We start from the raw sequence: 24334 nt of genomic DNA on the forward strand, positions 1-24334 counted from the left end.
ACTTTAAGTTATCCCAAATCCGCGCTATGTAAAGTAGCGGTTACAAAACTCATTTAATTTTGACATTTTCTAGGGCAAGTGGGCATGGAGTATGGGGTATGGGGCATTTTTCATTGTAAATTTATACTTTTGAGTGATCGCCTTACTAATTGCTGTACCTGCTAAAGTGACTATATAGGATTATTGCGGATAGTTGCTTCTAGATTTTAAGCCTAAAGAAAATTAATGCGATCGCTAACTCATCATCTCAAAAATTCGGTCTGCTTGTTTTCAGCCGCATGACCATTGACTTGTATCTTTATACTTTAATCATTTGAGCTTTTTTATTTTTGTAAAGGATTATGTCTTATTTCTTGTCTTAGGAGAACAGGCGACGAGTAATCTCTTCTTTGACTCTACTCAGTTACAAAAATTTTAGATTTTGAATTAATCCACAAGCTGTTCCAGGCATTTTAAATAATATTACGTCTTCTTACGTCTTCCAATTAGCTGCCCTACTATTTTTCTTTAAGCTTAGGATAAATCACAAATTTCTACCCTACACAGTATATATTGTGCTGTACTGAACTCAATAACTGAATAACTATAAATTTATACTAACTATAATTTTAAAATTTAGTAGCAAAATATTGTTTATTTACTCAGTATTTACTCCAAAAAAAAATATACTAACGATAAATTTTCAGTTCAAGGCTATGCAGAGTAAAGCTTTAGTCTGATTTTTTAATTTAAAATTATTGACGCATATATATCTTTTGTATATTGACGTGTTTTAAGTAACATGGTATCTTTCATATTAACAATTTATTTAGATTCATAATATACCTAATAACATACCAATATTTATGGCATCCTGCCTGTTATATTTGGTTGACTTGCCAGATTAAGTTTTTGTTATTAGGATAGCTGGCTGTTTAAAATATGGAACAAGAAAAACTATACAAATCCTTTTAAATGTTTGTAAATTTGTAAATGTTTACCCATATATTTATATATTAAGTAACAGGTTTTTAGATATTAATAAAGTATTTATTACTAAATAAAAGCAACATTAAATGATATTTTATTAAGGATATAAACTAAATGTAAAATGTACAAAATTGTATTATAAAAATGTTTAGCTATCTGCTAAATAATAATTTCCTAGATAATTAACCATGAAAAAATTCATAAGTTCATTAAAAAATTATTTAAAAACAAAAATTGTTCAGCTTGGGGAACTAGTTTCTCTTGAAAATGAGTATTTATTAAATGATTCAGGTAAGAGACTGTTATCCAAAGTCAGCCAAGATTTGCAAATAGCCACACCGGAGCCTGATGTTACTCAAAATAATCAGGATGAGCAAATTACTCCTAATTTAGTTAGGAATATTACTGAATTGAGTAGCATCAGTATTTATGCTTCTTCCTCCGGCAAGCGAGATGAAAGGATTAGTAGTACTCAAAAAAAACACTACATACAGACAACTGAAAATAATGGCATAGTATTACTCGATTCGATATCAGATGATATAAAAACAAATGCCTTAGAAACGGGTGGAAATAATGACGTAACATCACCCGACTGGATACCAAACGAGCCATCGTTTAGTAGTCTCTGGGGTTTAAATAAGATTAATGCACCAACGGCATGGAACTATACCAGAGGCAGTAATAATGTAGTCGTGGCTGTTGTGGATACTGGCGTTGACTATAATCACTCGGACTTAGCTGCCAATATCTGGAGAAATAAGAGAGAAATAGCTGGAAATGCAATTGATGATGATGGCAACGGCTATATAGATGATGTACACGGTTGGGACTTTGGTGATTGGGATAATGACCCAAGAGATGATCACTCAAAAGGAGGTCATGGCACGCACATTGCAGGTATACTCGGCGCTGTAGGCAATAATAGCCTGGGTGTTGTAGGGGTCAGTCCAAATGTCTCAATTATGACCACGAAGCATTTCAAGTCAACTGACCCAGAAGGTTATTTATGGGATACAGCGCAAGGTATTAAGTATGCTGTAGATAACGGAGCCAAAATCATCAACCTTAGTTTCGGCTCAAAAACTTTCGATACAGACCAATATAATGCTATTAAGTATGCATATGATCGTGGTGTTTTAGTTATAGCAACAGCAGGTAATACCAGTCGAAATATTGATGAGATTCCGCATTATCCAGCAAGCTACGATCTTGATAATATTATTTCTGTTACGGCTACAGATGAAAATGATCAGCTGGTCGATTTCTCGAACTATGGGGTCAATTCAGTAGATTTAGCTGCACCTGGGGTAAATATTTTAAGTACCTTTCCTAATAATCAGTACGTTACATGGGGGGGAACCTCAATGGCTGTTCCTCATGTAACTGGTGCTGCGGCATTACTGTTGTCTATGAACCCCAATTTGAGTGTTTTAGAACTCAAATCTGCTTTATTGTCAAGTGTTGACCAAATAAATTCTTTGCAAGGTAAGACCAAAACTGGCGGGCGTTTGAATTTAAGCCAGTTGTATCCACAAAGGTTAGGAAAGAATCTCGCTGAACCTGGTAATTTAAACAATAGTTCTGTTGATGTGCCTGTTGCACAGACAATTCGCATCGAAGCAGAAAACTACAAAACTGCGTATGATAACAGTCCTGATAATGACGGTGGACAATATCGCATAGGTTTAAATGTAGACGTCGAGGCTACCAGTGATGTTGGAGGTGGCTACAATGTAGGTTGGATTCAACCTGGGGAATGGCTGACTTACGATGTCAATATACCTAAAAATGGGTTCTACGACATTTTGGTACGAGTCGCGGCTTGGGGTAGTAGTAATCCCAAGCAACTCAAGGCTTTAATTAATAACGAGCAAGAGCGAATCATCAGTTTTAATCCTACAGGAGGTTATCAATCTTGGACTAATGCGATCGCTAAAGGACTAAGTTTGAGTGCTGGTAGCCATGAACTGCGTTTAGATATGCTCACAGCTAGTTTCAACATTAACTACATTGATTTGATTCCCACAAATGCAACTTCTGGTGATAGCAATAATGCCACAATTTCCAGCGATACCCAGAATAATTTGATTTCCGGGGGCCCTGGGAATGACATTCTCATAGGCGGTGATGGTAATAGCATTCTTACAGGCGGTGATGGTGCTGATATTTTTGCCTTCAACTACATATCAGAGGGAATTGATACTATCTCGGACTTTTTACATGAGGCTGGAGATAAAATTCAGATTGGTTCTGGCTTTGGCGCAACTGACCTGAGCCAATTTAACTATGACAGCCTTACAGGTGCTTTGAGCTTTAATACTACTCAATTTGCCTCATTAAACATCAATTCTGGTTTTGATCAGTTTTCTGACATTATCTTTGTGTAGTCGTATGAATTTATGTGATGAAATTTATTGGCATTGACTTAGGTTGGAAATCCCAACCGAGCGGCTTATGCTACTTAGAATTTATAGACGGACAATTACAACTCCTTGACCTAGACCGCAAAGAAGCTATTGCAGACATCCTTAACTGGATTGATACTTGCGTAAACCCAGAAGAACCAGCAATCATCGCCGTAGATGCACCTACCCTTATTCCTAATGCTAGCGGGAGCCGTCTACCAGACAAACTCAGCCACAAAAACTTTGGTAAATACCATGCTGGATGTTACCCAGCTAATTTAGGTCTGCCTTTTGCAGAGCGTACTGTCAACTTCGGTTTAGAATTAGAAACGCGTGGCTTTGCACACGCACCGACTATAGAACCGCAAACACTCGGCAGATATCAAATAGAAGTTTTTCCCCATCCGGCAATAGTTCATTTTTTTAACTTAGAACGCATCCTTAAATACAAAAAAGGACGCCTCAGCGATCGCCGTTTAGAACTAATCAAACTATACAATTACATTATTAATACCCTACCCACCCTCGAACCGCCTTTACCTTCTCTAGAGTTTTGCGGTTTGATACCTTCCGAAATTCCCACCACTGGTGCAGCACTTAAAGAAACCGAAGATAAACTAGATAGCCTAATCTGTAGTTATGTAGCTGCACACTGGTGGTATTGGGGTGAACAACGTAACTTAGTATTAGGCGATCGCACCACTGGTTACATTGTCATCCCCAAATCATATCGTGTCCGGTGAAAGACTTATCATTAAGGCCGCAGGGGAGCAGGGGGAAAAAGGATTTCCCGGTTTTTGCACAAATGCGGGAATTATCACTAATTAGGCGGATATGATATCAGTGCTGAGTGCCCAGTAGCGAGTGCTAAGTATAAAAAAATTAAGAGTAAAAAGTACAAGACATAACTCATAACTTCTTACTCTTAACTCTCTCAAACTCATTACTCAGAACTCAGCGAGAAGTTGCAAGGAGGGTTTCCCTCCGGGCAAACTTCGGTGACTCAGCACTCAGAACAGTTACTCCGCCCAAGCAATCAATCTTGGTTCATAAGGATTAGAGAGGTAATTGTGTTTTGGCAGTACACGCAAAGACAAGCCTTGCAAACCAGAGGCCGTGTAAGTGATGTTACCTGTGTAAACACTTAAACCTTGTGTATCCTCTCCTTGGTAATCCATAACTACAGGAATAGCATTGACAATCTCACCATTGGCATCAATCGTACCCTGATAGAGTTCCACCTGCACATCGTTGTTTGTTAAAGTTGCCAAATCAACTTTGGCTTTAACAGCAACGGTTTGGTTGACCTCAATGTCTGCTGCTGCTGATACGTCAACATCTTTGATTCTGATATTAAACCAGTGTTCACTGAGTTTTGCTTTCCAAGCAGCTAATTCTTTCGCTGGCGCGTAATTGTCGGCAGTCAGGATATGATAGCGATCGCTAGCTGGGAAATAAGCTCGCTGTGCATATTCTCGCACCATCCGAGCTGTGTTAAAGAACGGACAATTCAAACGAATCGCATCCTTCATTTTGGCAACCCACGGACGGGGTAAGCCATCAACATCCCGATGATCGTAAAATAGCGGCACAACTTCCTTCTCTAGCAAATCGTAGAGAGCGTTGGCTTCTACCTCATCTTGGTAGTTGGGATCTTCGTAATTTTCTCCATGTCCGATCGCCCAACCAGTGCGGACGTAATCCGCTTCATCCCACCAGCCATCTAGTACGCTTAAATTTGGCAATCCGTTCATTGCTGCCTTCATACCACTTGTACCAGAGGCTTCCCGTGGACGACGCGGCGTATTTAACCAGATATCACAACCCGCTACCATCAACCGCGATATGTGAATATCGTAATTTGGAACAAACACCACTTGTTTTTCTAAGTGTTGTTCACGGATAAAATGATTGATCTCGCGGATGAGTTCTTTACCTGGAATATCTTTTGGGTGTGCTTTACCTGCAATGACAAATTGCACTTTCCGGTTTTTGTTAGCCAGCAAAATCCGCCTGATCCGTTCTACATCGCGCATCCACAGGGTAGCACGTTTGTAGGTAGCAAAGCGCCGTGCAAAACCCACAGTTAAAGCGTTTGGATCTAAAACTTCTTGAGCTTGGGCAATTTCAGATCCAGAAGCGCCGCGATCGCGTAAGTGCTTCACCAAATGCTCCCGGATATACAGAATCATGTCCAAACGGCAGCGTTCGTGGTTACGCCACAATTCCTCATCAGGAATAGCGTCCATCCGTTCCCACAACTGGTTATCTGGTGGTGCTGATGACCAGTTTGGCCCCAAGTAGCGATCGTATAACTCCTGAGTCGATTTAGCTACACAGCTACGAGCATGGACACCGTTAGTAATGGCGGCGATCGGTACTTCCTCTACAGGCACTTTCTTCCACAAGCCTTGAAACATCTGCCGCGACACCACACCATGCAGTTGCGCCACACCATTAGAAAATGTTGCCATTTTCAGCGCCAACACAGCCATACTGAAAGGCCCAGACAAATCCCCTGTATTTTCACGCCCCAAACCTAAAAATTGCTCTTTAGGTAAGCCAAAGATATCTGCAAAATACCCTAAGTAATGCAAAAGTTTTTCTGGAGGAAATAAGTCAATCCCCGCTGGCACTGGCGTATGGGTGGTAAAAATATTACTAGAAGCCACCACCTGTTTGGCATCAGCATAACTTAACCCTTCTTCTTGAATCAGAAGACGGATGCGTTCTAGGGCAGAGAAGGCTGCGTGGCCTTCATTCATATGATAAGCGGTGACTTTATAACCCAACGCTTTCAACATCTGCACACCACCGATCCCCAGCATAATTTCCTGGTGGATACGCATATCGATGTCGCCACCGTATAGCTGATCTGTGATGTCATGGTCGTAAGGGTTGTTGGGTTCAATGTTGGTGTCCAACAAATACAGTGGCACTGTTCCCACTTGTACCCGCCAAACTCTGGCGTAAACCTTGCGTCCTGGATAATCTACCGCAATCCGCAGTTCTGAACCATCGCCATTACGCTCCAGGTGTAAGGGCATATTGTAGAAATCATTGATCGGGTAGCGTTCCTGCTGCCAGCCATCAGCATTCAGATACTGGGCAAAGTAGCCTTGTTGGTACAGTAAACCGACACCTACTAGTGGTAGCCCCAAATCACTAGCAGATTTGAGATGATCGCCCGCAAGAACACCCAAGCCTCCAGAATAAACAGGGAGACAATCTACAAGCCCAAATTCAGCCGAAAAATAAGCGTAACACTCTTTTGCAGGCTGAAGTGATGAATTAGAGCCACTTTCTAATTCATCCTTGACACTTAATCCTTCAGCCTTTTTTCGTTGTTTCTGATACCAAGAATGCTCTTGTAAATAATCTTCTAACTGACGCGCAGCTCGATCCATTTGGGCCAAGAAGCCTTCATCCTCGACAACTTCCAAAAGCCGAGCTTGAGAAATAGTACCCAGCATTAATACTGGGTTATGGTGGCTAGACTCCCACAAGTCTGAATCTAAGCGGCGAAATAAATCTTTGCTCTCAACGTTCCAATCCCAGTGCAAGTTATATGCCAGCTGCCGCAGCGGTTCGAGTCGCGGCGGTAGTGAAGGAGAGACGTTGAATGTACGAATTGGCTGCATAGGTTGGCAAAACTCCTAGTTTAGCTATGGCTATTGTTTACTGTCTTTTCCCAATGTTGCCAATTCTTTATACCGTATTTGTCAAAATGCTATGACTTTGTTAAGTATTGAGAATTATTTTGATCAAGGTTGCTAAAGTTTACACTAAGGATATTTTTCATCCTATGGACTTCGCTCTAATATGAGCTTGGTATTATAAAACTTAACTAGTGGCTATCATTTACTACTTAACATAAGTAGTATTTTCTGTATTAATTTTATCAGTAATTTTATTTGTATGAATTATATAATCACCAGCAGGAATCTTTTTATAAGCTTTATTCCAGCATTTTTGCTCAAACTGACAACAGCTTACTGCTAGTTTAGACAAAAATTTTATTCTTAATTATTTTTTAATATTATTCTGGTTGAATAATAGCAGCACGAGATGAATAGACTGATATGGTAGCAAGCGCCAAATCAGACTGGAGGATGAAATTGTGTGGCGATCGCAGAATGAAAAGTAATATTTTATGCACCCAAGTAAGGATACTCTTTGGTATTTTTTGGCATAGTCAGAGCCATAGCAGCGACACAAGCAATCTCGGCTGCAACTTGATAAGCAAGTTTGATGTTTGATGCAGCATCCTTACCTGTAGAGGAAAGCAAAGCTTTTTGGCTACGCGCTTCTTGCTTGACATCACCCGCCACAACAGCCCGCTGCAAAATAATGTAAGCATCTAAGTCTTCCGAGTCATAATCACCTTGAAGCAGCACTTGTATCTGGTTTTGGGCTGCAAGACTCAAATAGCCGGTGGTTAAAGCTTGTTGGACAATTTCTTTGATAAAAACCATAATTTTAACCAAGTGTACGAATTGAAAAAGATACCTAACAAGAGCGTTTGCTCTTGTCAAGCCGAATGATTTAGTAAGTAAAGTATGTCTGGGTTTTATCAGAAATTTATAACGGCCAGCACCAAGTACGCATCACCCGCTTGGATAACCCATCCGGGTGATTTACAAATTTATGGGTATACGCAAGTAAAAAATCATTAGTTACAAGTGATGGCTAGAAGAATAATTGAATGTAAAACTCAACACTTAAAATAGATTTTTTTGCTGATAGTATAAAAGATGTGCTTATTATTAATATTTAAATTAAATACTCGTTGAGCCGCAGCATTTAATAAATAAGTAATATAGAGTAAATTAGCTTTTTATAGTGAGCCACTAAAAATAAAATATGTTATATTTAAAAGCAATTGTTATTAAAAGCCACTCATGTAATTACAAGAGTGATTTGGTTAGTTTGTAAATCATCCGTGTGCAACATGATTAGAGCAGCATACTCTAGAAATACGTTGCAAGAAAGCCGTCATAGCAGTCGGGGAAGCGCTTACTTGTTTGCACCGATGGTGAACTTCAATGTGATGGCTGAAGTGGGAGATACTCCACCCTAATTTAGTTTGAATTGGGCAGAAGCAACCATAAAAATTAAACAATAATTACATTTGGCGCTAAAAGAGAAATCTTTTAGACTACTGATATAGCCAAACAAAATGTAGTATAGCTAACAAAAATTTTGTTAAATTGAGCAGTTAAAAAAATGACAATTGCCAGATATAAAGTAGTATCTAGGCGAAAAATAAAACTGTCTAAAATAACAATTTTGCAATTTAATATTCTGCATTTTGACATAGTAATTCACTCAAAGTAGAATTTGCATTCCGTCTGGTAAAAAATAAACAGTCCTTGTAATCACCCTGGAAAGAAACAACCCTACAGGGCTTTTTGCCAAACAAGGCAGTTGATGCATAGCTCGAAAGAGTAATTATTGTCTATATCAATTTAGGAATTCAACAAAACTTGGCTTAGGAAGTTGCTCATTTAGCCAAATTTAGATTCTGCCTTCCTATAAATTGAGAATTTTTATCTGACAGTTGATATACTGCTCCGTTAAGGAAACTTCAGTATCAGTAGCAGTAGTAAAAGACTCAATGCAATTTGACGTAATTTTCCTAACTAACAACCACAATTTGTTTAAAAGGTATGAAGCTATGAAACTGAAGCAATATTTAGCAAAATTTCGGCGTCTACAAGAACTTTTGGTTACTACATTTTTAGGTGGTATTCCCACCCTGGCTCTAGGGCCTCAGTTACGAAATCTGATATATTGTAGTATCTTTGCCAAGTTAGAATTCCCAGTTTATATTCAAAACGGTGTCGAATTTATTGGTGCTAATTGTGTTGAAATTGGCAAGGGTGTATTTATTTTTAAAGGAGTGCGGATAGATGCAAGAGGACAAAATAATAGAATTTACCTAGCAAATAAAGTAGCGATTGAACGTAATGTTGATATAGGGTGTTTAGAAAATACTTATATACACATTGATGAAGAAACATTCATTGGCCCTAACGTGTGTATTGCTGGACCTGGGAATATCAAAATTGGCAAGCACTGTATGATTGCAGCCCACTCAGGAATCTATGCTAATAATCACAATTTTGCAGATCCGCTGGAGTTGATCAAACACCAAGGTATTACTCGCAAAGGAATTGTAATCGAAGATGACTGCTGGTTAGGCCATGGAGTAACAGTATTAGATGGTGTCACTATTGGTAAGGGTAGCGTCATTGGTGCAGGAGCAGTTGTTACTAAAAATATTCCACCCTTCTCGGTTGCCGTAGGTATACCAGCGCAAGTAATCAAAAGCCGCATTTGCAAGGAGCTAGTGACATCTGTAGACTAAACAATGGTAGGTAGTGCTTTGAGCGGTAAGGGTTGAAAGTAGTACAGAATACTGAGGTGAAGTCAATTTTCGGCGATTATTATAGATAGCAGACTATAAAGGAAAAAATAGCAATTTTTGACAACCAGCTACTGTTTGTCTACACTAGGAAACCTAATGGCTTCGGTAAACGTCACAACAGTAACTAGTCTACAACTTCATTTATTAGGGATATCTATAAGTCAGATAAACTGCAATAGCATAAAAGAGCCAAACACGCAATCAATCCTTAATTTGGTGCTAGTGAGATGGTTCTCTACTCTCACCAAAGTCCTCCAAAAAAGGGACGAGATTTGGGTAATATAAAGGAGCTATCTTTTCTGCATAGCAGATACTGAGAGAGAGAAGTTCTCTGTTTCTCATACCTTTTGGAGATATCTCTGATGCTGACTTTAAAAATCGCTGTTTATATTGTTGTCGCCTTCTTTGTAGCTATCTTTGTCTTCGGATTATTGTCGAACGATCCAGCTCGTAACCCCGGTCGTCGGGATTTAGAGTAAAAGCGCGACTAAATTAATCCAAGGCAAGACTGTCGAAAGCCGGAAGACACCAGAAGCTATGGACACTTGCTTTCATGGGAGTTACCCACGACAGTTTTACCCTAACTTGTGGGTTCTCCTGAGGATTATGGAAAGCCGCCTCTAGGCGTCTAAAAATCAGTAAAGCTGACGGCAGTTGCTACAACGGACGTAATCTCCTAAAGTTCGCTCAGGGGTAAATCCTGCCAGCGACTTTTCTTTCTAATGCGCTGCCGCAACAGCATACTGACTTTGTAACGCAGTGTCCTTCTCCGGCCGGCTTGCTGCAAGTAGGCAGAAGGCCAAGTCGGAAGGCAAAAGGTGTTAATTCATCCTTCCGGCTACTAATTGGCTATTTGTTAGCTTGATTGTGCTGAAATATGCTTCATCCAGTTCTGCCGCCCGCATTGCCTCCCATCACGGAAGCATTACAACCTGTAAATCCTACCTCATCTGCTAATGATACCAATTTTCATTCGATTGTAGAAACAGATACTGGGACGCAGGAAAATCAAGAAAAAATCAAGCAGCAACCGCAAAAGCTGCAACCTCCAACTGCGGGGGCAAAGAAGAATTCTCTGCCAGTGCCAACTTCTATCAAACCCAATCGGGATAAATTAGTAGTTGCCCAAACCCTATTCACACCCAATCCACCAGAAACTTTCCCACCGGAATTTTCTCCTGTAATTGAATCTCAGGGTGCTGCATTGTTGGGGCAGCCATTGGTAATTGCTTATCCCATAAAGCATGAGGATGACAGCCCAGATACGTCTGCCGCAGTGGTGTCAAAAACAGCCCAAGTTGTCCCAAACGCTACAAACCTTAAAGATTCGCCATCACAGACACTGTTGACTGCTGAAAAATTTGCCCAAGTAGAACAGCCAAATAATACTAATATTGGTCAACCAGCAGAAAGCATAAATCTCACTGTAACTGATTCAGAAAATACATCTAGCCCTGAAGTAGTACAAAATACTATAGAGTTTAAGCCTCGCAATCCCACAAACGAAACATCAACGCCGCCCTCGACTATAGAATTCACGTCGCCTAACCAACAAACTCAACCGCCAACACAATCAACACCAGATCCTCAAGGGGAAACCACAAATCAGCCACCTGCGACAACTCCCCCTGCAAGCACGCCACAAATTAGACAGAGAACTGTGGAAGTAATTTCAGATAGGCAGGTGTATGACGACCAACGACGAATTGTCACGGCTGAAGGTAATGTAGTGGTGCGATTTGATGGGGCGGTGGTGGATGCCGATCGCCTGCAAATAAATTTGGACAACTTGATTGCCGTGGGAGAAGGCAATGTAGCATTGGTACGGGGCGACCAAATACTGCGGGGACAGCGTTTTACTTATAACTTTATCCAAGATAGTGGCGAACTAGAAAATGGTAGGGGCGAGATTTATATACCCACAGCTCAAGCAGATTTTGCTTTCTTACCTACCGATGTCACAGCTGGTGGAGTGCCACAAGATTTGCCAAGCGATCGCGTTCGAGCCAATCAGCCGCTTTCTGGTGTCAACAGTCCGGGAGGGATTGATGTCACGGTAGGTGGTCGCAGGGATGCCAGAAACATCCCACCACAAAAATCAGGGGGTGTAGTCAACCGCCTACGCTTTGAAGCTGAACGAATTGAATTTTATCCGCGAGGTTGGCAAGCAAAAGATGTCCGCATCACTAACGATCCATTCTCACCCCCAGAACTAGTTTTACGGGCAGCTAACGTCACTCTGACGCGGCAATCTCCCTTCGTAGATGAAATTAGAGCAGAGCGATCGCGTTTAGTGTTTGACCAAAACTTTTCTGTAGGCATTCCCCGAAATCAGCAGCGGCTTGACCGTCGGGAGCGTGATGTTACTCCCACTATTGCCTCCCCTGGTTTTGATGGAGATCGGCGGGGTGGTTTGTATATTGAGCGTGGCTTTGAAGCTGTGACTACAGCACAGACACGCTGGACGATTACGCCTCAGTTTTTTGTGCAAAAAGCTGTGCAAGAAGGTATTGGTGATTTCAGTTCGCTGTTTGGTGTTAGGACGAGGCTGAATGTTGGTTTGAATCCTAAAGCTGTAATCGAAGGTAACGGAGAGTTAACCAGTCTCAACTTGAGCGAAGTAGAAAACAATCTCAGAGCAAGTTTGCGGTTGCGCCAGATATTAGGCGATCGCAATCCTCATTTATTAAATCTGGAATACAGTTACCGCGATCGTCTTTACAACGGTACTCTCGGTTTTCAAACCGTCCAAAGTAGTCTTGGCGGTGTAATTATCTCTCCTGTAATTCCTTTAGGCAACAGTGGCATCAACCTTAGTTATCAAGCAGGCGCACAGTATATTAATGCCAACACAGATCGCTTAGATTTACTAGAACCCAACAGAGAAAACGATCGCATCTCACTAGGCCGCCTACAAAGTAGTGCTGCCTTGAGTGGTGGTTTGTTGCTGTGGCAGGGGACACCATTACCACTCACTGCTACCGAGGGATTACGATACACTCCTAACCCAGTGGTTCCTTACTTGCGCGCGATCGCTGGCATCACAGGTACTACCAGTTATTACACCAATGGTGATAACCAAAGCACCCTAATTGGTACAGTTGGTTTAGAAGGGCAAATTGGTCATTTTTCTCGACCTTATTTAGACTACACTGCCTTTAATGTTAGTTATTCCCAAGGTCTCAATAGTGGATTATCACCCTTTTTGTTTGACCGCGCTGTTGATAACAAAGTACTGAGTGCTGGGATTTCACAACAAATTTATGGGCCATTTCGCTTAGGCTTTCAAACTTCTGTTAACTTAGATACAGGTCGAGAAACTAGTACTGACTATATTCTGGAATATAGTCGCCGCACCTATGGAATTACCTTGCGTTATAATCCAGTGCTGGAATTAGGTGGCTTTAGCTTCCGCATTAGTGACTTTAACTGGAGTGGCGGGACTGATCCATTTTCTGGAGAAGAAGTTAAGCCAGTTGTGGGTGGTGTACGACAGGAGCGTTAAACAAAAGATAAGTACTGTCTATTCCGGCAAAATGATAGTTAGTACTTATCTGTTAAAAGATATCTGGTTAACCAACCTCAATAAAAAACTTTTGTAGTTAGAGCTAAAACCCTAACTACAAACTTTAAATTATGACTATGCAACCGAAAATGATATTAATGCTGATTTGATTGCGTTTCACTCGTTAGCTTCATTAACAGGTAATTCCGAAGTTAATGGCAAAATTATTGTGAATGTAGTACCCACTCCAACTTGGCTTGTAACACTAATTTTTCCATTGTGAGCTTCGACGCATCTTTTAACAATCACTAACCCCAGCCCGTTACCTTGAATTGTTTTTACATTTGAGGCGCGATAAAATGATTCAAAAAGTCGAGCTTGGTCTGCTTCAGGAATGCCAATTCCTTGATCTTGAATCCGAAAAGTTGCTACACCTTCAATAGGATCACATCTGAGGTCAAATTCAATAGCTCCACCTTCAGGAGAGTACTTAACTGCATTTGAAAGTATATTTCCCAGCATGTAATGTAACAACCTTTCATCCATCCATGCATCTGTGTTAACACTATCACAGGTAAATACGAATTCATGCAAGCTACTGTTAACTAGAGAAAATTCTTCAATTAGTTCTTGGCAAAATTTTTCCAAGTTCAGTAGGACAGGGTTAAACACAAGTTTTCCAGCTTCAGCCCTACCCATGAACAGCACATCTTCCATAAGATGCTTCATTGATTGCACAGCAGTTTGAATTCGCTTGACGTAGGTTTTTCTTTTTGCTTCGGTTAACTTTGGGCCCTGTAAATCTATGAGTTCCACTGCGGTTTGAATCACAGTTAAAGGATTACGGAATTCATGAGAGACAGTAGAGATAAATAAAGACTTGAGACGGTTAACTTCTTGCTCTTTTTCCAAAGCTTTCGTGAGCAATTCTGTTTGACGTCTTTCGCTGATATCCCAGAAAACAACTACAACACCACTTATTTGATTAGGTCGTCGCATCACAGGTGAAGCACTATCGCCAATCGGAACTCTTCTTCCGTCTTTAGAAACCAAAGATATGTAATCTTCTAAATAAACAACATTTTGCTCTCGCAATACTTTGGCTACTGGATTTTCTATTGTGGCGTCTGTAACTTCATTGATCAAATGCAGAATTTTCGACACTTCACTTCCTAAAGCTTCTTCTTTCTGCCAGCCAGTCAATGCTTCACAGGCCGGATTTATAAATGTCACAATTCCTCGCTCATCTGTGGCAATCACAGCATCACTCATTGAGTTTAAAAGAGTTTCTAACTGGTCTCGATTCTCTCGTAGATCGCGTTCTAATTGGTGTTTTAACAAACCTATTTCTATAGCTATTTGTAAATCTTTTATAGTAAATGGTTTAACAATATATCCAAATGGTTGAGTAATTTTGGCACGTTCTAAAGTATTATTATCACCATAGGCTGTGAGAAAAATTATAGGAATTCCTAAATGCTCACGAATATAACTGGCAGCAGCAATACCATCCATTTCTCCTTTGAGGATAATATCCATTAACACTATATCTGGCTGAGTATCGGAAGCCTTAGCAATGGCAACTTGTCCAGAAGAAGCTGTACCAGTCACAATATATCCTAGTTGATTGAGTTGGCTAGCAATAGTTCTAGCCACAATAATTTCATCTTCAACCACTAAAACTCTCACCTGACCCATTTGATGTTTACTGCTGTAAAGTTAACTGTGGAAATTTAATTTTGAATACTGTGCCGTGATTATTTTCTAGGGTAATATTGCCTTCTAGCTGTTCTGTAACTAAGTCATAAACTAACGAGAGACCTAAAGAACCAATATTCCTCCAATCTAAATCCTTTGGTAATCCAGTACCGTTATCTTGAATAATCATCTCAATGTTATTAACGAGATTTTTTAAGGTGATGCTGATACTACCTGTTTGTCGGTTAGTAAAAGCATGTTTTAAGGCATTTGAGATTAATTCGTTAATAATTAGTCCACAAGCGATCGCTTGATCAACATTTAGATAAACTGAATCTATATTAGTTTCTAAACTAATCCTACCAGGCACTATTTGGTAAGAAATTAATAGACTTGTTACCAAATTATTAATATAGTCAGCAACATCAAGTTTCCCAATATTAGGAGATGTGTATAAATTTTTATGAATTAGAGATATTGATTCAATGCGGTTTTGACTTTCTCTGAGAACTTTGATGGTTTCAAGATCATTGAGTGTGTGAGACTGAAGTTGTAACAGGCCAGAGACTATTTGCAAGTTATTTTTAACTCGATGATGGATTTCTTTTAGCAGAACTTCTTTTTCTGCTAACGCACTTCTTAACTTCACTTCTGCTATTTGTCTTTGGGCAAGTTCTGTTTGGGCTTGCTGTAGGATGCTAGATTGTTGAATGGCGATCGCTATTGGTACGGACAGTTGATCGAGCAAATCCAAGTGATGTTCTTCCCACTCTCTAGGGCCAGAGCATTGGTGTGCAATTAATAAACCCCAAAGGCAAGAACCACGATTTTCTCCATTTATTTCTACAAGAATAGGTACTACTAAATTTGCTTTTACATCAAACTGCTCCAACAAGCGTAGATGGCAATCAGTTAACCCAGCTTCGTAAATGTTAGCGATCGCTCTTTTATGGCCTTGATAATAATCCTTACCTGCACCTGTTTGAAAACACGTATCTACGATATCTGCACCTAGAGAAATAGTCCATTTACTATCCACCGATTCAGCCACAATTCTACCGCTCATATCTGAGGCAAACCGAAAAATTATTACCCGATCAACCTCAAGCAAATCTCGTACTTCTTGAACTGTAGCATTAAGAATATCTTGAAGGTTGAGAGATTGATGAATTCTCTGTGCAACTCTTCTCATCAATTGTTCTCGTTCAATCTGAGTTTTTAACGCTTGTTCAGTTTGCTTACGGTCTGTGATATTTTGTCCTATACCTATTATTTGTCCATTAGCTAGGTGAACATTAGTCCATGAAGTATCTATAAAACTTCCATCCCGCACCTGAGTTTTAAAGTCACCCCAAATTCGTTTTGCTGACTGAATAAAGTTAATTGCATACTGACGGTCATTAGGATTAGGATATAAAGCTTCCAAAACATCACGTGTTTGGAAATACTGAAAATCCCATCCTAAAATACGTTCCCACTCTTGATTCACCCATTGAAGTTTACCTTGCTCATCAATGAGCGCAATCATTAATGGAATGTTTTCAAAAATATTTTGTAAAAATTCGTTTTGCTTTTGGAGATTTGCTTCATTATTTTTGCGAGCAGTAATGTCATAAAATACTGTTAAAATTGCCGATTCTCCGTTAAAGGTTAAAATTTGTAGCGAAATACTTGCCCAAAAAGTAGTTCCATCTGCTCTTTTAAGTTGAATTTCATAATTATGAAGAGATCCATCTTGGGCAAAAGCTCTTAATAATTTCTGTCGTTCAGATGGCTCGTGGTAGAAATCTAAAGTTTTCTGCTTAAATAAATCATTTGAAGATAGACGAAATGTTTGCAGCAACTCTTGGTTAGAATATAGAATTAGTCCATCTGATAAACGTGAAATCAGTAATGGAATAGGAATTGCTGCTAAAATTGCTCGTAAAACTTCTTCTGTCGGTGAATCTAAAATTGCATATTGATTAAGGATTTCCAGGCGTTGTTTTTCAGTTTCAGGTAATAGCATTAGTGTTTATGTAAAAAAATATTTATATGCTCGCTCGGATTTTATAAAAACTCAAGCGTTCGGCGTTATTTCAAGAAATATGTTAGGTCTTATTTTCTCAACATTTGCTGTACTATTAAGAATTAGGCAAAGCTCATCCTCAGATAAACGACTCCTTTGCTCATTGGATAGGCCTGCTCGATGAACTTGTTAAACTACTATTTTTATTAACGTAAAGTTTACCTTAGTCCCTGGAGGAATGGGGGTTTATCTATAATTCTTTTTATAAAATCGAATAATCTTTATCTTAATTTTTAACAAGCCAGGGGCAGTTTTTGCAAAAAAAATTAATATCAAGAGAGATTAAATGAAAGCGCGATCGCACTTCAAAGGCTGTAACTAATACGTGATACAAGAAAAATGTTTCATTTCAAAGCTAGGCAACTGAAACTAAATATTCTTTGCACCTTAGTAGTGCCTTGGCTTAAATTTTAGGTAGCAGCTTTAACCTTAAACTTAAACTTCATGAAACTAAACCTTTTACAGAAGCTGAATCGTTGCTACTTACTGTTGCGTTCGGCTATGACTGGCAATAGTTTTGGCAAGGGGTGTAGGAGTATGAATGTACATGGGTGTAGGTGTTCAAAAATTTTACACCCCTATACCCTTACACCCAGTCTCAAGGGACAAACTTGATGCGTAAGTCCTTATTACGATCCTGGCAAAACCCAATTTACTCGTCTCAATGTGCAAACTAACAACGCAACAGCTTATCTCGGTCGTCCCAAAGTAGTAATGTAGAGAACTGCCTCATCTGTAGGAATACCTAAAACTTCATTTACTTGGTCATCAAAGAAGCCACCAATACCACTAACGCCTAAGTTTAAGTGAGTTGCAGCTAAATTCAGCCTTTGCCCCAAATGTCCGGCATCCATGTGTAAATAACGGTAAACGCGATCGCCGTATTGAGCGATCGCTGATTTGAGATCAGCTGTATGAAATAGGACTGCTGCGGCATCCCGCCCTAAATCCTGCCCCAAACAGAGGAAGTGTAACTCTCGCCGGAAGTTTTTAAAGCGAATTTGCCGCAATTCCTGTGCTTTTGGTGCGTAATAGTAACAACCTGCTTCCAAACCTTTGACTCCGCAAACAGCAATAAATGTTTCGATTAAATTCAGGTCAAAGTAGTCTGGAGAACGATCTAAACTTTGGTGAATGTAATTTTGGGGTTGGTAAGTGAAATCGAGTAAAGCTTTAAGTTCATCGAACGTTAGATCATCACCACTGTAAGCACGGGTAGAACGTCGCTTGTGCATCGTGTTTTCTAGTTCTGTTAGCTGTTCCCCCCAGTAAATGGGGCTGGTAGTGGTGGGAATTTTCAGACAGAAAGGAAAGTTGTATTTATCCTCTAAAGATTTGTCTTGTTTGACTTCTGGTAAATTGAGTTTGCCAGTTGTACCAGGTTGAATCTGCGTGTGCAGATGAAAATATTTCAGCAGTTCGCCATCGGGGATCGGAGGATAAGTGGTTTCGGTGGCAGAAGGTAAAGCGCTTCGTCCGAGTGGTAAATTTTGTTTGATATCTAACAAGTCTGCCAGAGGCAGAACCGCGATCGCTCCTTCTTGTTGCGGATCGATATAAAGTAGATCGTTAACAGCTTCATCCACAAAGCCGCCAACTAAATGGGGGCGATAGTCATTAACCGCCGCAGCTAACTCGATATTACCCAAGAGGTGTCCCGTATCCAAAAAAATTCGGCGGTAAGCTCGATCCTCATAGCGCCATGCTGAACGATAAAATACCGCAGTGATCACAATTGCCAGTTGGGTACTTTCTAGGGATGGATGCCAGAAACAAGCTGCTTGTAAAGCTGGCCAAACATCACTTTCCCAATAATGCATCAACGAATGAGTCCGACATTGGTAGTTATATAGCCCAGGTGGTAAGAACTCTGTTCCTCTGGAAACCACATACACCTCAGCCGGATACAACCCACCTGCACTGGGAGCAGCACGTAAATATACCGCACTCCCCATAGATGGCATTCTTGCCGTTAGTCCATAACTGCGAAACAGTAACCGTGACAGTCTCTGCCACCATTGAGCATCTGAGCTATTAGTAAAAGCTTCTGGATTTTCTTGTAGGAAGGGTTTGAGATCAAAAGACGAGCCAATTTTATACTCTTTGAACGGCACTGGTTGTTTAGCCCAGTCTAACCTCTGACTTTTCGAGGCCAGAGTCTCAGGGTCATATTTAGTACGTTCGTGGTAGTGTTGAGCAATTGATTGGTGTAATTCTGGCATAGTACTTTCAATACCATTGGGCGTCCTTTTTTGATCTTGGCATTCTTGCGCCTGATTATTTCGTGTTAATTGGTACAATCTTAATAATCGCAATATGATACTGAGTAACTACTAGTATGTGATTAACTAAGTTGTTAGCTGATTATGGCTTAATTGAGATGTTGCTTAGTGCAGTAATATTTCGTGAGCAGTCTGAACTTAGTTGATAAATGCCAAAATTGACACTTAATCGAGTGCGATCGCTATAGACTACCATCCAAGAACACCCCAAAAAACTACACACAATAGTATATTTTTGTAGACTAGCCAAAGGCGGCTTCCTGTGGGGTATTTGAAATTTTCAATGTTGCGTAGTCTTACCAGTGTTACCTTTAGTAACCAAAATTAAGAAAACATAATTTTTTTATCAATCATAATTTTCTACTGGTAGCGTTGTCCGCACAGGTTGTGAATTCCGCCGCCAACGGTTCAAGCCATACACAGCAGCAGCTAAAATCAACAAATATGGGCTGTAAACTATTAACCAAATACCCAACTTGAGTAAGCCAACAGTAAATTCTCCAACCGAGTTACTGGAGTGATTCCAGGTTTCCTGAATTTGCGAACCCTAAATCATAGCCGATGCGTAGGCATAGGCATATCACAGCTATCGATAAACCTAGCCAAAGATAAATTGTTAAAACCTCTGTGACCAGCTACTAAATAAGTAATGGTGCTGCAAACTAGAGCTATAAGCATGGAAATTAAACAGCTAGGAAAAACAGGTGTCTCTGTGAGTGCGATCGGCTTGGGTGGGATGCCGATGTCAATATCGAATCGCCCTCCTGAATCAGAATCAATCCAAGTTATCCATCGTGCTTTGGATCTAGGTATCACATTCATTGACACTGCTGACTCTTATTGCCTAGATGAGTCAGATAAACACCATAACGAAAGGTTAATTAACAAAGCACTTGCCAGTTACAAAGGCGATGTTAGTCATGTAGTTGTGGCGACTAAGGGCGGCTTGATGCGTCCTAATGGAAGCTGGGCGCGTAACGGTAACCCAGAACATTTACGTCAAACAATTCGTGAAAGTTTTGAGGCTTTCGGCGGTAGTAAACCTATCGATGTTTGGCAATATCATGCCCCCGATCCCAAGTACAGCATTGAAGAATCTCTCGCACCAGTTAAAGAAGCGGTAGAAGCTGGTTTAATTCGGTTTGTCGGAGTTTCTAATTTTTCCGTAGAACAAATTCAGCAGGCGCGGAACGTAGTTGATATTGTCTCTGTGCAAAATCAATACAGCCCTTGGGAACGACAGCCGGAAACTGACGGCGTGTTGAAGTATTGTGAACAAGAAGGACTAACTTTTTTACCTTGGAGTCCCTTCGGTGGTAGACGTCGCCATCAAAACTTGCAAGATATTACTGCGATCGCGCAGTTAGCTCAACAAAAAGGCATATCTGTTTATTGTCTTGTACTGGCGTGGTTGCGTTCTAAATCTCCCGCTATTTTACCCATACCTGGCGCTAGCAAAATTTCCAGTATTGAAGATTCGGTAAGTGCAATTAACGTGAAACTATCTCAGGAAGAAGTGCAAAAAATTGATCAGGCAACCTAAAAATCCTTAAATTAAACCACAGGTACATACAAAGTAAACACTAATAAATTTTATTTCAGCAAAAAGTGTCAAACCTTATCTCATTCATAGACTTTTTCTCTCCTGTCTGAAGCCGAAACGGATAACTTTAATGCCTCATACTTGATCGGTATTTATCTGTGGTTCCTCAATTTGGGGTACAATCAAAAGCCTGCTAATTAATGACGATGCTTGCTGACAGGAGATGCGCTATGGCCCGGATGTATTATGACGAAGATGCCAATTTAGACCTTTTGGCTGGAAAAACCATTGCTATCATCGGCTATGGTTCCCAAGGTCATGCTCACGCCCTTAATCTGAAAGATAGCGGTTTGAATGTGATTGTGGGTTTATATCCGGGCAGTAAGTCAGCTGCCAAAGCCGAATCTGCTGGGTTGACCGTGAAAAATGTTGCAGACGCGGCTAATGCTGCTGACTTCATCATGATTTTGTTGCCTGATGAAGTGCAAAAAACAGTTTATAAAAACGAAATTGAACCAAATTTACAAGAAGGCAATGTCTTAGCCTTTGCTCATGGCTTTAATATTCACTTTGGGCAAGTTGTACCCCCTGCTAATGTAGATGTGGTGATGGTAGCACCCAAAGGCCCAGGGCATTTAGTACGGCGGACTTATGAACAAGGGCAAGGCGTACCAGCGCTATTTGCCGTTTATCAAGATGCTAGTGGTCGGGCACGCGATCGCGCGATGGCATACGCTAGAGGTATTGGTGGTACTCGTGCCGGCATTCTCGAAACTACTTTCCGTGAAGAAACCGAAACTGATTTGTTTGGCGAACAAGCAGTATTGTGCGGTGGTTTGAGTGCCTTAATCAAAGCCGGATTTGAAACTTTAGTAGAAGCTGGTTATCAACCAGAATTGGCTTATTTTGAATGTCTGCATGAAGTCAAGTTAATTGTTGACTTAGTTGTAGAAGGTGGTTTAGCCAAAATGCGTGACAGCATTTCTAACACTGCTGAATACGGCGATTATACCCGTGGCCCTCGAATTGTGAATGACCAAACCAAGGCAGAGATGCGGAAGATTCTCAGCGAAATTCAATCTGGGCAATTTGCACGGGAATTCGTTTTAGAAAATCAATCTGGCAAGCCTGGATTTACCGCTATGCGTCGTCAAGAAGCCGAACACCGCATTGAGGAAGTTGGCAAAGATTTACGCGCCATGTTTAGCTGGTTGAAAAAGGCTTAATTGCAATTAGTAATAGGTAATAGCTAATGAGTTAACTGCAAATTAACTATTAGCTATTATTTATATTCAGAAAGTAGCGTATCCTAGAAACTGCATATTGCACGCTTTTTTCATCTGTATATTCTAGATTAATTGGTATTTCTTTGTGGTATTGCAGCACAATCACAACACGATAAAGTTTAGAGTATTTAAATTGCTTGTCTTGAATATCAAAACGCAAAATGGATTCTAAAGGAAATTCAATGCTTTGTTGACTGCGTAACCCTTTGCGCTCTATAAATACCTTGTTCAGGCTTTTGTAAAAAGTACAGTTGGTGACAGGTGTTGTCGCAACAAAATCACCAATAGCCATAATAATCAACAGAAATAAGCTTAAGAAAAATATATAATTCCGCTGATTTTGCTGTACTGATAGAGAAGTTTGACTAGATATTAGAAAATTATTGACATTAAAAGCAAATTCTTGATTTTCTTGATAGCTAATTTGGGATAAAAGAGGATAAACTCCAAATGGTGTCAAAATGACAATCTGGTAAGTTCTTCCTCCTTTGCTGCCGATATTTGTCTTGATGTACGCTTCCTGTGGGTCAAAAATTTTTACCTTCTCCATGCTTCCCAGCAAATTATACCGCCTTAACTCACAGTTAATTCCGTTGGATGAGGAGCGATCGCAAGTTAGACTAACTGAAGCAGATTCAAAAAATATGCAGTAAATAAAAAGACTAAAACAGGCAATAAAAATAAACCACCCGGTGAGCCAATGTCTTAGTGGTCGGTGCTTTAGCTGCAATCTGGTGCGGGTTTCCTCTACAATTTCCATCAGTAGTAGTGTATGGAATCTCAGATCATAAGTAGAGTATTCCCTTCATAACCCATCCACCTATCATTTTGTGCTTTTAGTTAACTTTGATGTACTTGTAAAAAGGCCCTAGTATCGCTGCACGTAATTCAAAATTAAAAAATTTTTTTTAATCTTACTATCTTTTGGAACCACCGTTTTCGAGGTTGTCTACAGCCTTCTCTGTACGTGCATTCGGACGAGTTTTTGGTTGCCAACTTGGAAACAAGCCAACAAAAAATTCATTGATTGTTGTGCGAGTTTGTAAGCTAGCAGTACTTAAAGGTTTGGGTAGAAAGCCATCCCCAAAACCAACAAATATCAAGAACAACAATATCAACCATGTCGTAGCTGTCTTGCGATCCATTTTTTTATACTCAGAAGCAGTTGACTCATAGTTTAATCGACCTTTTTCTGAAACAGCCACATCTTTTTCCTTCTTTGAGCTACCTCAGAGACGGCAGCAAAAATTCCTGGCAAAGTGGGGATAAGATCAGTTCAGAGGGTCACACAGATGACTAACCCCACCCTCAATTTCCAAACTGCTTCCGGACACCAAGTTTTAGCGGCCGCAGGTAAAAAGTATCTGCGTCCCGGCGGACGGATGGCTACAGAGCAATTATTCCAGTGGGCAAATTTTCAGCCTAGTAAAACAGTTTTAGAGTTAGCTTCTAGCTTTGGTTATAGTGCTATATCTCTAGCTCAACGCTACCAAGTAAAAGTAGTAGGCATAGAAAAACATCCTGATAGCGTAGCTCATGCGCGTGCCAATATCCGCGCGGCTGGCTTAGAAAATCAAATTGAAATCATCGAAGGCGATATTTTCCATCTGGATAAAATACCAGGGAAGTTTGATTACGTTTTTGCAGAAGCTATTCTCACTATGCAATCACCACTAGCAAAAGCTAAACTTTTAGCTGAAATTTGCAGTCGGCTCAAACCAGGAGGTAAATTTCTCTCTCATGAACTTTTAGCTCGTGAGAAAGAAGAACAAATTCATGCTGATTTAGCACAGGTAATTCGAGTTAATTCTACACCACTCTCAGAAACCAACTGGATTACTGCTTTGGTAAAAGCAGAGTTAGAAGTGCAGCAGCATCTCACTGGGCCTATGAATTTATTGAATTTGGGAAAGATGTTGCAAGAGGAAGGCATTGTTAACAGTATGCAAATTTTGTGGAATATCTTGACCCAGCCATCCATCCGTAACCGTATTTTAGAAATGCGCCATGTCTTCCAAAAATATCGCCATGAATTGGGCTACATCATTATGTGTGCTGTTAAAAAATAGCATTTTGAAACTAAAATTAAGCTGATTTTGTTTCATAAATTCTCGTTGTTCATCAGTATCTATCGGCGGTTATAAA

The 24334-nt window shown here is 40.1% G+C and carries 17 protein-coding genes; 9 read left to right on the forward strand and 8 right to left on the reverse strand.

The annotated features are described in order from the left end of the window. Positions 1-1157: 1157 nt before the first annotated feature. Together AC5JL8_RS04210 and AC5JL8_RS04215 are read left to right on the forward strand one after the other, a co-directional pair. Positions 1158-3359, forward strand: a complete 2202-nt coding sequence (locus AC5JL8_RS04210; protein WP_495878524.1) for a S8 family serine peptidase — start codon at positions 1158-1160, stop codon at positions 3357-3359. 17 nt (positions 3360-3376) lie between these two features. Further along, positions 3377-4120, forward strand: a complete 744-nt coding sequence (locus AC5JL8_RS04215; protein ID WP_495878525.1) for a DUF429 domain-containing protein — start codon at positions 3377-3379, stop codon at positions 4118-4120. Between the two features lie 276 nt (positions 4121-4396). Here the strand turns inward: AC5JL8_RS04215 and glgP are convergent, their stop codons facing one another. Next, positions 4397-7018 (reverse strand): alpha-glucan family phosphorylase, encoded by a 2622-nt coding sequence (gene glgP / locus AC5JL8_RS04220; RefSeq protein WP_495878526.1) that lies wholly within the window; start codon positions 7016-7018, stop codon positions 4397-4399. A 510-nt stretch (positions 7019-7528) separates the two neighbouring features. Further along, entirely contained in the window at positions 7529-7852 is a 324-nt protein-coding gene (locus tag AC5JL8_RS04225) for a hypothetical protein (RefSeq protein WP_495878527.1), read from the reverse strand. A gap of 476 nt (positions 7853-8328) precedes the next feature. Between AC5JL8_RS04225 and AC5JL8_RS04230 the strand changes: the two genes are divergently transcribed. The 4 genes from AC5JL8_RS04230 (at position 8329) to AC5JL8_RS04245 (ending at position 13312) form a co-directional block, all read left to right on the forward strand. Continuing rightward, entirely contained in the window at positions 8329-8457 is a 129-nt protein-coding gene (locus tag AC5JL8_RS04230; RefSeq protein ID WP_495878528.1) for a hypothetical protein, read from the forward strand. 597 nt (positions 8458-9054) lie between these two features. Further along, entirely contained in the window at positions 9055-9747 is a 693-nt protein-coding gene (locus tag AC5JL8_RS04235; protein WP_495878529.1) for an acyltransferase, read from the forward strand. A gap of 422 nt (positions 9748-10169) precedes the next feature. Then, positions 10170-10286 carry a photosystem II reaction center protein I gene (locus AC5JL8_RS04240; protein ID WP_495878530.1) on the forward strand — a complete coding sequence of 39 codons (117 nt, stop codon included), beginning with the start codon at positions 10170-10172 and terminating at the stop codon, positions 10284-10286. 398 nt (positions 10287-10684) lie between these two features. Continuing rightward, entirely contained in the window at positions 10685-13312 is a 2628-nt protein-coding gene (locus tag AC5JL8_RS04245) for a DUF3769 domain-containing protein (RefSeq protein WP_495878531.1), read from the forward strand. A gap of 177 nt (positions 13313-13489) precedes the next feature. On the opposite strand, the gene AC5JL8_RS04250 is transcribed toward AC5JL8_RS04245, so the two are convergent. The 4 genes from AC5JL8_RS04250 to AC5JL8_RS04265 form a co-directional block, all read right to left on the reverse strand. After that, the gene (locus AC5JL8_RS04250; protein WP_495878532.1) at positions 13490-15010 is read right to left on the reverse strand and encodes a hybrid sensor histidine kinase/response regulator; all 1521 of its coding nucleotides are present in this window, start codon (positions 15008-15010) and stop codon (positions 13490-13492) included. Between the two features lie 7 nt (positions 15011-15017). Beyond that, positions 15018-17018, reverse strand: a complete 2001-nt coding sequence (locus tag AC5JL8_RS04255) for a PAS domain-containing sensor histidine kinase (protein WP_495878533.1) — start codon at positions 17016-17018, stop codon at positions 15018-15020. 749 nt (positions 17019-17767) lie between these two features. Next, positions 17768-19300, reverse strand: a complete 1533-nt coding sequence (locus AC5JL8_RS04260) for a SagB/ThcOx family dehydrogenase (protein WP_495878534.1) — start codon at positions 19298-19300, stop codon at positions 17768-17770. A 406-nt stretch (positions 19301-19706) separates the two neighbouring features. Continuing rightward, positions 19707-19835: a hypothetical protein gene (locus AC5JL8_RS04265; RefSeq protein ID WP_495878535.1), complete on the reverse strand. Its 129-nt coding sequence runs from the start codon at positions 19833-19835 to the stop codon at positions 19707-19709. A gap of 201 nt (positions 19836-20036) precedes the next feature. Here AC5JL8_RS04265 and AC5JL8_RS04270 point away from each other — a divergent pair, with 201 nt between their 5' ends. Together AC5JL8_RS04270 and ilvC are read left to right on the forward strand one after the other, a co-directional pair. Beyond that, positions 20037-20903, forward strand: coding sequence for an aldo/keto reductase (locus tag AC5JL8_RS04270; RefSeq protein WP_495878536.1), 867 nt, complete (start codon positions 20037-20039; stop codon positions 20901-20903). Between the two features lie 230 nt (positions 20904-21133). Continuing rightward, the gene (gene ilvC / locus AC5JL8_RS04275) at positions 21134-22129 is read left to right on the forward strand and encodes a ketol-acid reductoisomerase (protein ID WP_495878537.1); all 996 of its coding nucleotides are present in this window, start codon (positions 21134-21136) and stop codon (positions 22127-22129) included. A gap of 49 nt (positions 22130-22178) precedes the next feature. On the opposite strand, the gene AC5JL8_RS04280 is transcribed toward ilvC, so the two are convergent. Together AC5JL8_RS04280 and AC5JL8_RS04285 are read right to left on the reverse strand one after the other, a co-directional pair. Continuing rightward, entirely contained in the window at positions 22179-22949 is a 771-nt protein-coding gene (locus AC5JL8_RS04280; RefSeq protein WP_495878538.1) for a hypothetical protein, read from the reverse strand. 157 nt (positions 22950-23106) lie between these two features. Further along, positions 23107-23394 carry a hypothetical protein gene (locus tag AC5JL8_RS04285; protein WP_495878539.1) on the reverse strand — a complete coding sequence of 96 codons (288 nt, stop codon included), beginning with the start codon at positions 23392-23394 and terminating at the stop codon, positions 23107-23109. An 87-nt stretch (positions 23395-23481) separates the two neighbouring features. On the opposite strand from AC5JL8_RS04285, the gene AC5JL8_RS04290 reads away from it, so the two are divergent. Then, on the forward strand, positions 23482-24258 hold the full coding sequence (locus tag AC5JL8_RS04290) for a class I SAM-dependent methyltransferase (RefSeq protein ID WP_495878540.1): 777 nt from the start codon (positions 23482-23484) through the stop codon (positions 24256-24258). Positions 24259-24334 lie beyond the last annotated feature (76 nt).

The organism is Mojavia sp. (assembly GCF_059505145.1).

Coding starts and splice junctions, on each gene's coding strand:
- AC5JL8_RS04210 (WP_495878524.1), top strand. CDS start 1,158: ATGAAAAAATTCATAAGTTCATTAAAAAATTATTTAAAAACAAAAATT.
- AC5JL8_RS04215 (WP_495878525.1), top strand. CDS start 3,377: ATGAAATTTATTGGCATTGACTTAGGTTGGAAATCCCAACCGAGCGGC.
- glgP (WP_495878526.1), bottom strand. CDS start 7,018: ATGCAGCCAATTCGTACATTCAACGTCTCTCCTTCACTACCGCCGCGA.
- AC5JL8_RS04225 (WP_495878527.1), bottom strand. CDS start 7,852: ATGGTTTTTATCAAAGAAATTGTCCAACAAGCTTTAACCACCGGCTAT.
- AC5JL8_RS04230 (WP_495878528.1), top strand. CDS start 8,329: ATGATTAGAGCAGCATACTCTAGAAATACGTTGCAAGAAAGCCGTCAT.
- AC5JL8_RS04235 (WP_495878529.1), top strand. CDS start 9,055: ATGAAACTGAAGCAATATTTAGCAAAATTTCGGCGTCTACAAGAACTT.
- AC5JL8_RS04240 (WP_495878530.1), top strand. CDS start 10,170: ATGCTGACTTTAAAAATCGCTGTTTATATTGTTGTCGCCTTCTTTGTA.
- AC5JL8_RS04245 (WP_495878531.1), top strand. CDS start 10,685: ATGCTTCATCCAGTTCTGCCGCCCGCATTGCCTCCCATCACGGAAGCA.
- AC5JL8_RS04250 (WP_495878532.1), bottom strand. CDS start 15,010: ATGGGTCAGGTGAGAGTTTTAGTGGTTGAAGATGAAATTATTGTGGCT.
- AC5JL8_RS04255 (WP_495878533.1), bottom strand. CDS start 17,018: ATGCTATTACCTGAAACTGAAAAACAACGCCTGGAAATCCTTAATCAA.
- AC5JL8_RS04260 (WP_495878534.1), bottom strand. CDS start 19,300: ATGCCAGAATTACACCAATCAATTGCTCAACACTACCACGAACGTACT.
- AC5JL8_RS04270 (WP_495878536.1), top strand. CDS start 20,037: ATGGAAATTAAACAGCTAGGAAAAACAGGTGTCTCTGTGAGTGCGATC.
- ilvC (WP_495878537.1), top strand. CDS start 21,134: ATGGCCCGGATGTATTATGACGAAGATGCCAATTTAGACCTTTTGGCT.
- AC5JL8_RS04280 (WP_495878538.1), bottom strand. CDS start 22,949: ATGGAAATTGTAGAGGAAACCCGCACCAGATTGCAGCTAAAGCACCGA.
- AC5JL8_RS04290 (WP_495878540.1), top strand. CDS start 23,482: ATGACTAACCCCACCCTCAATTTCCAAACTGCTTCCGGACACCAAGTT.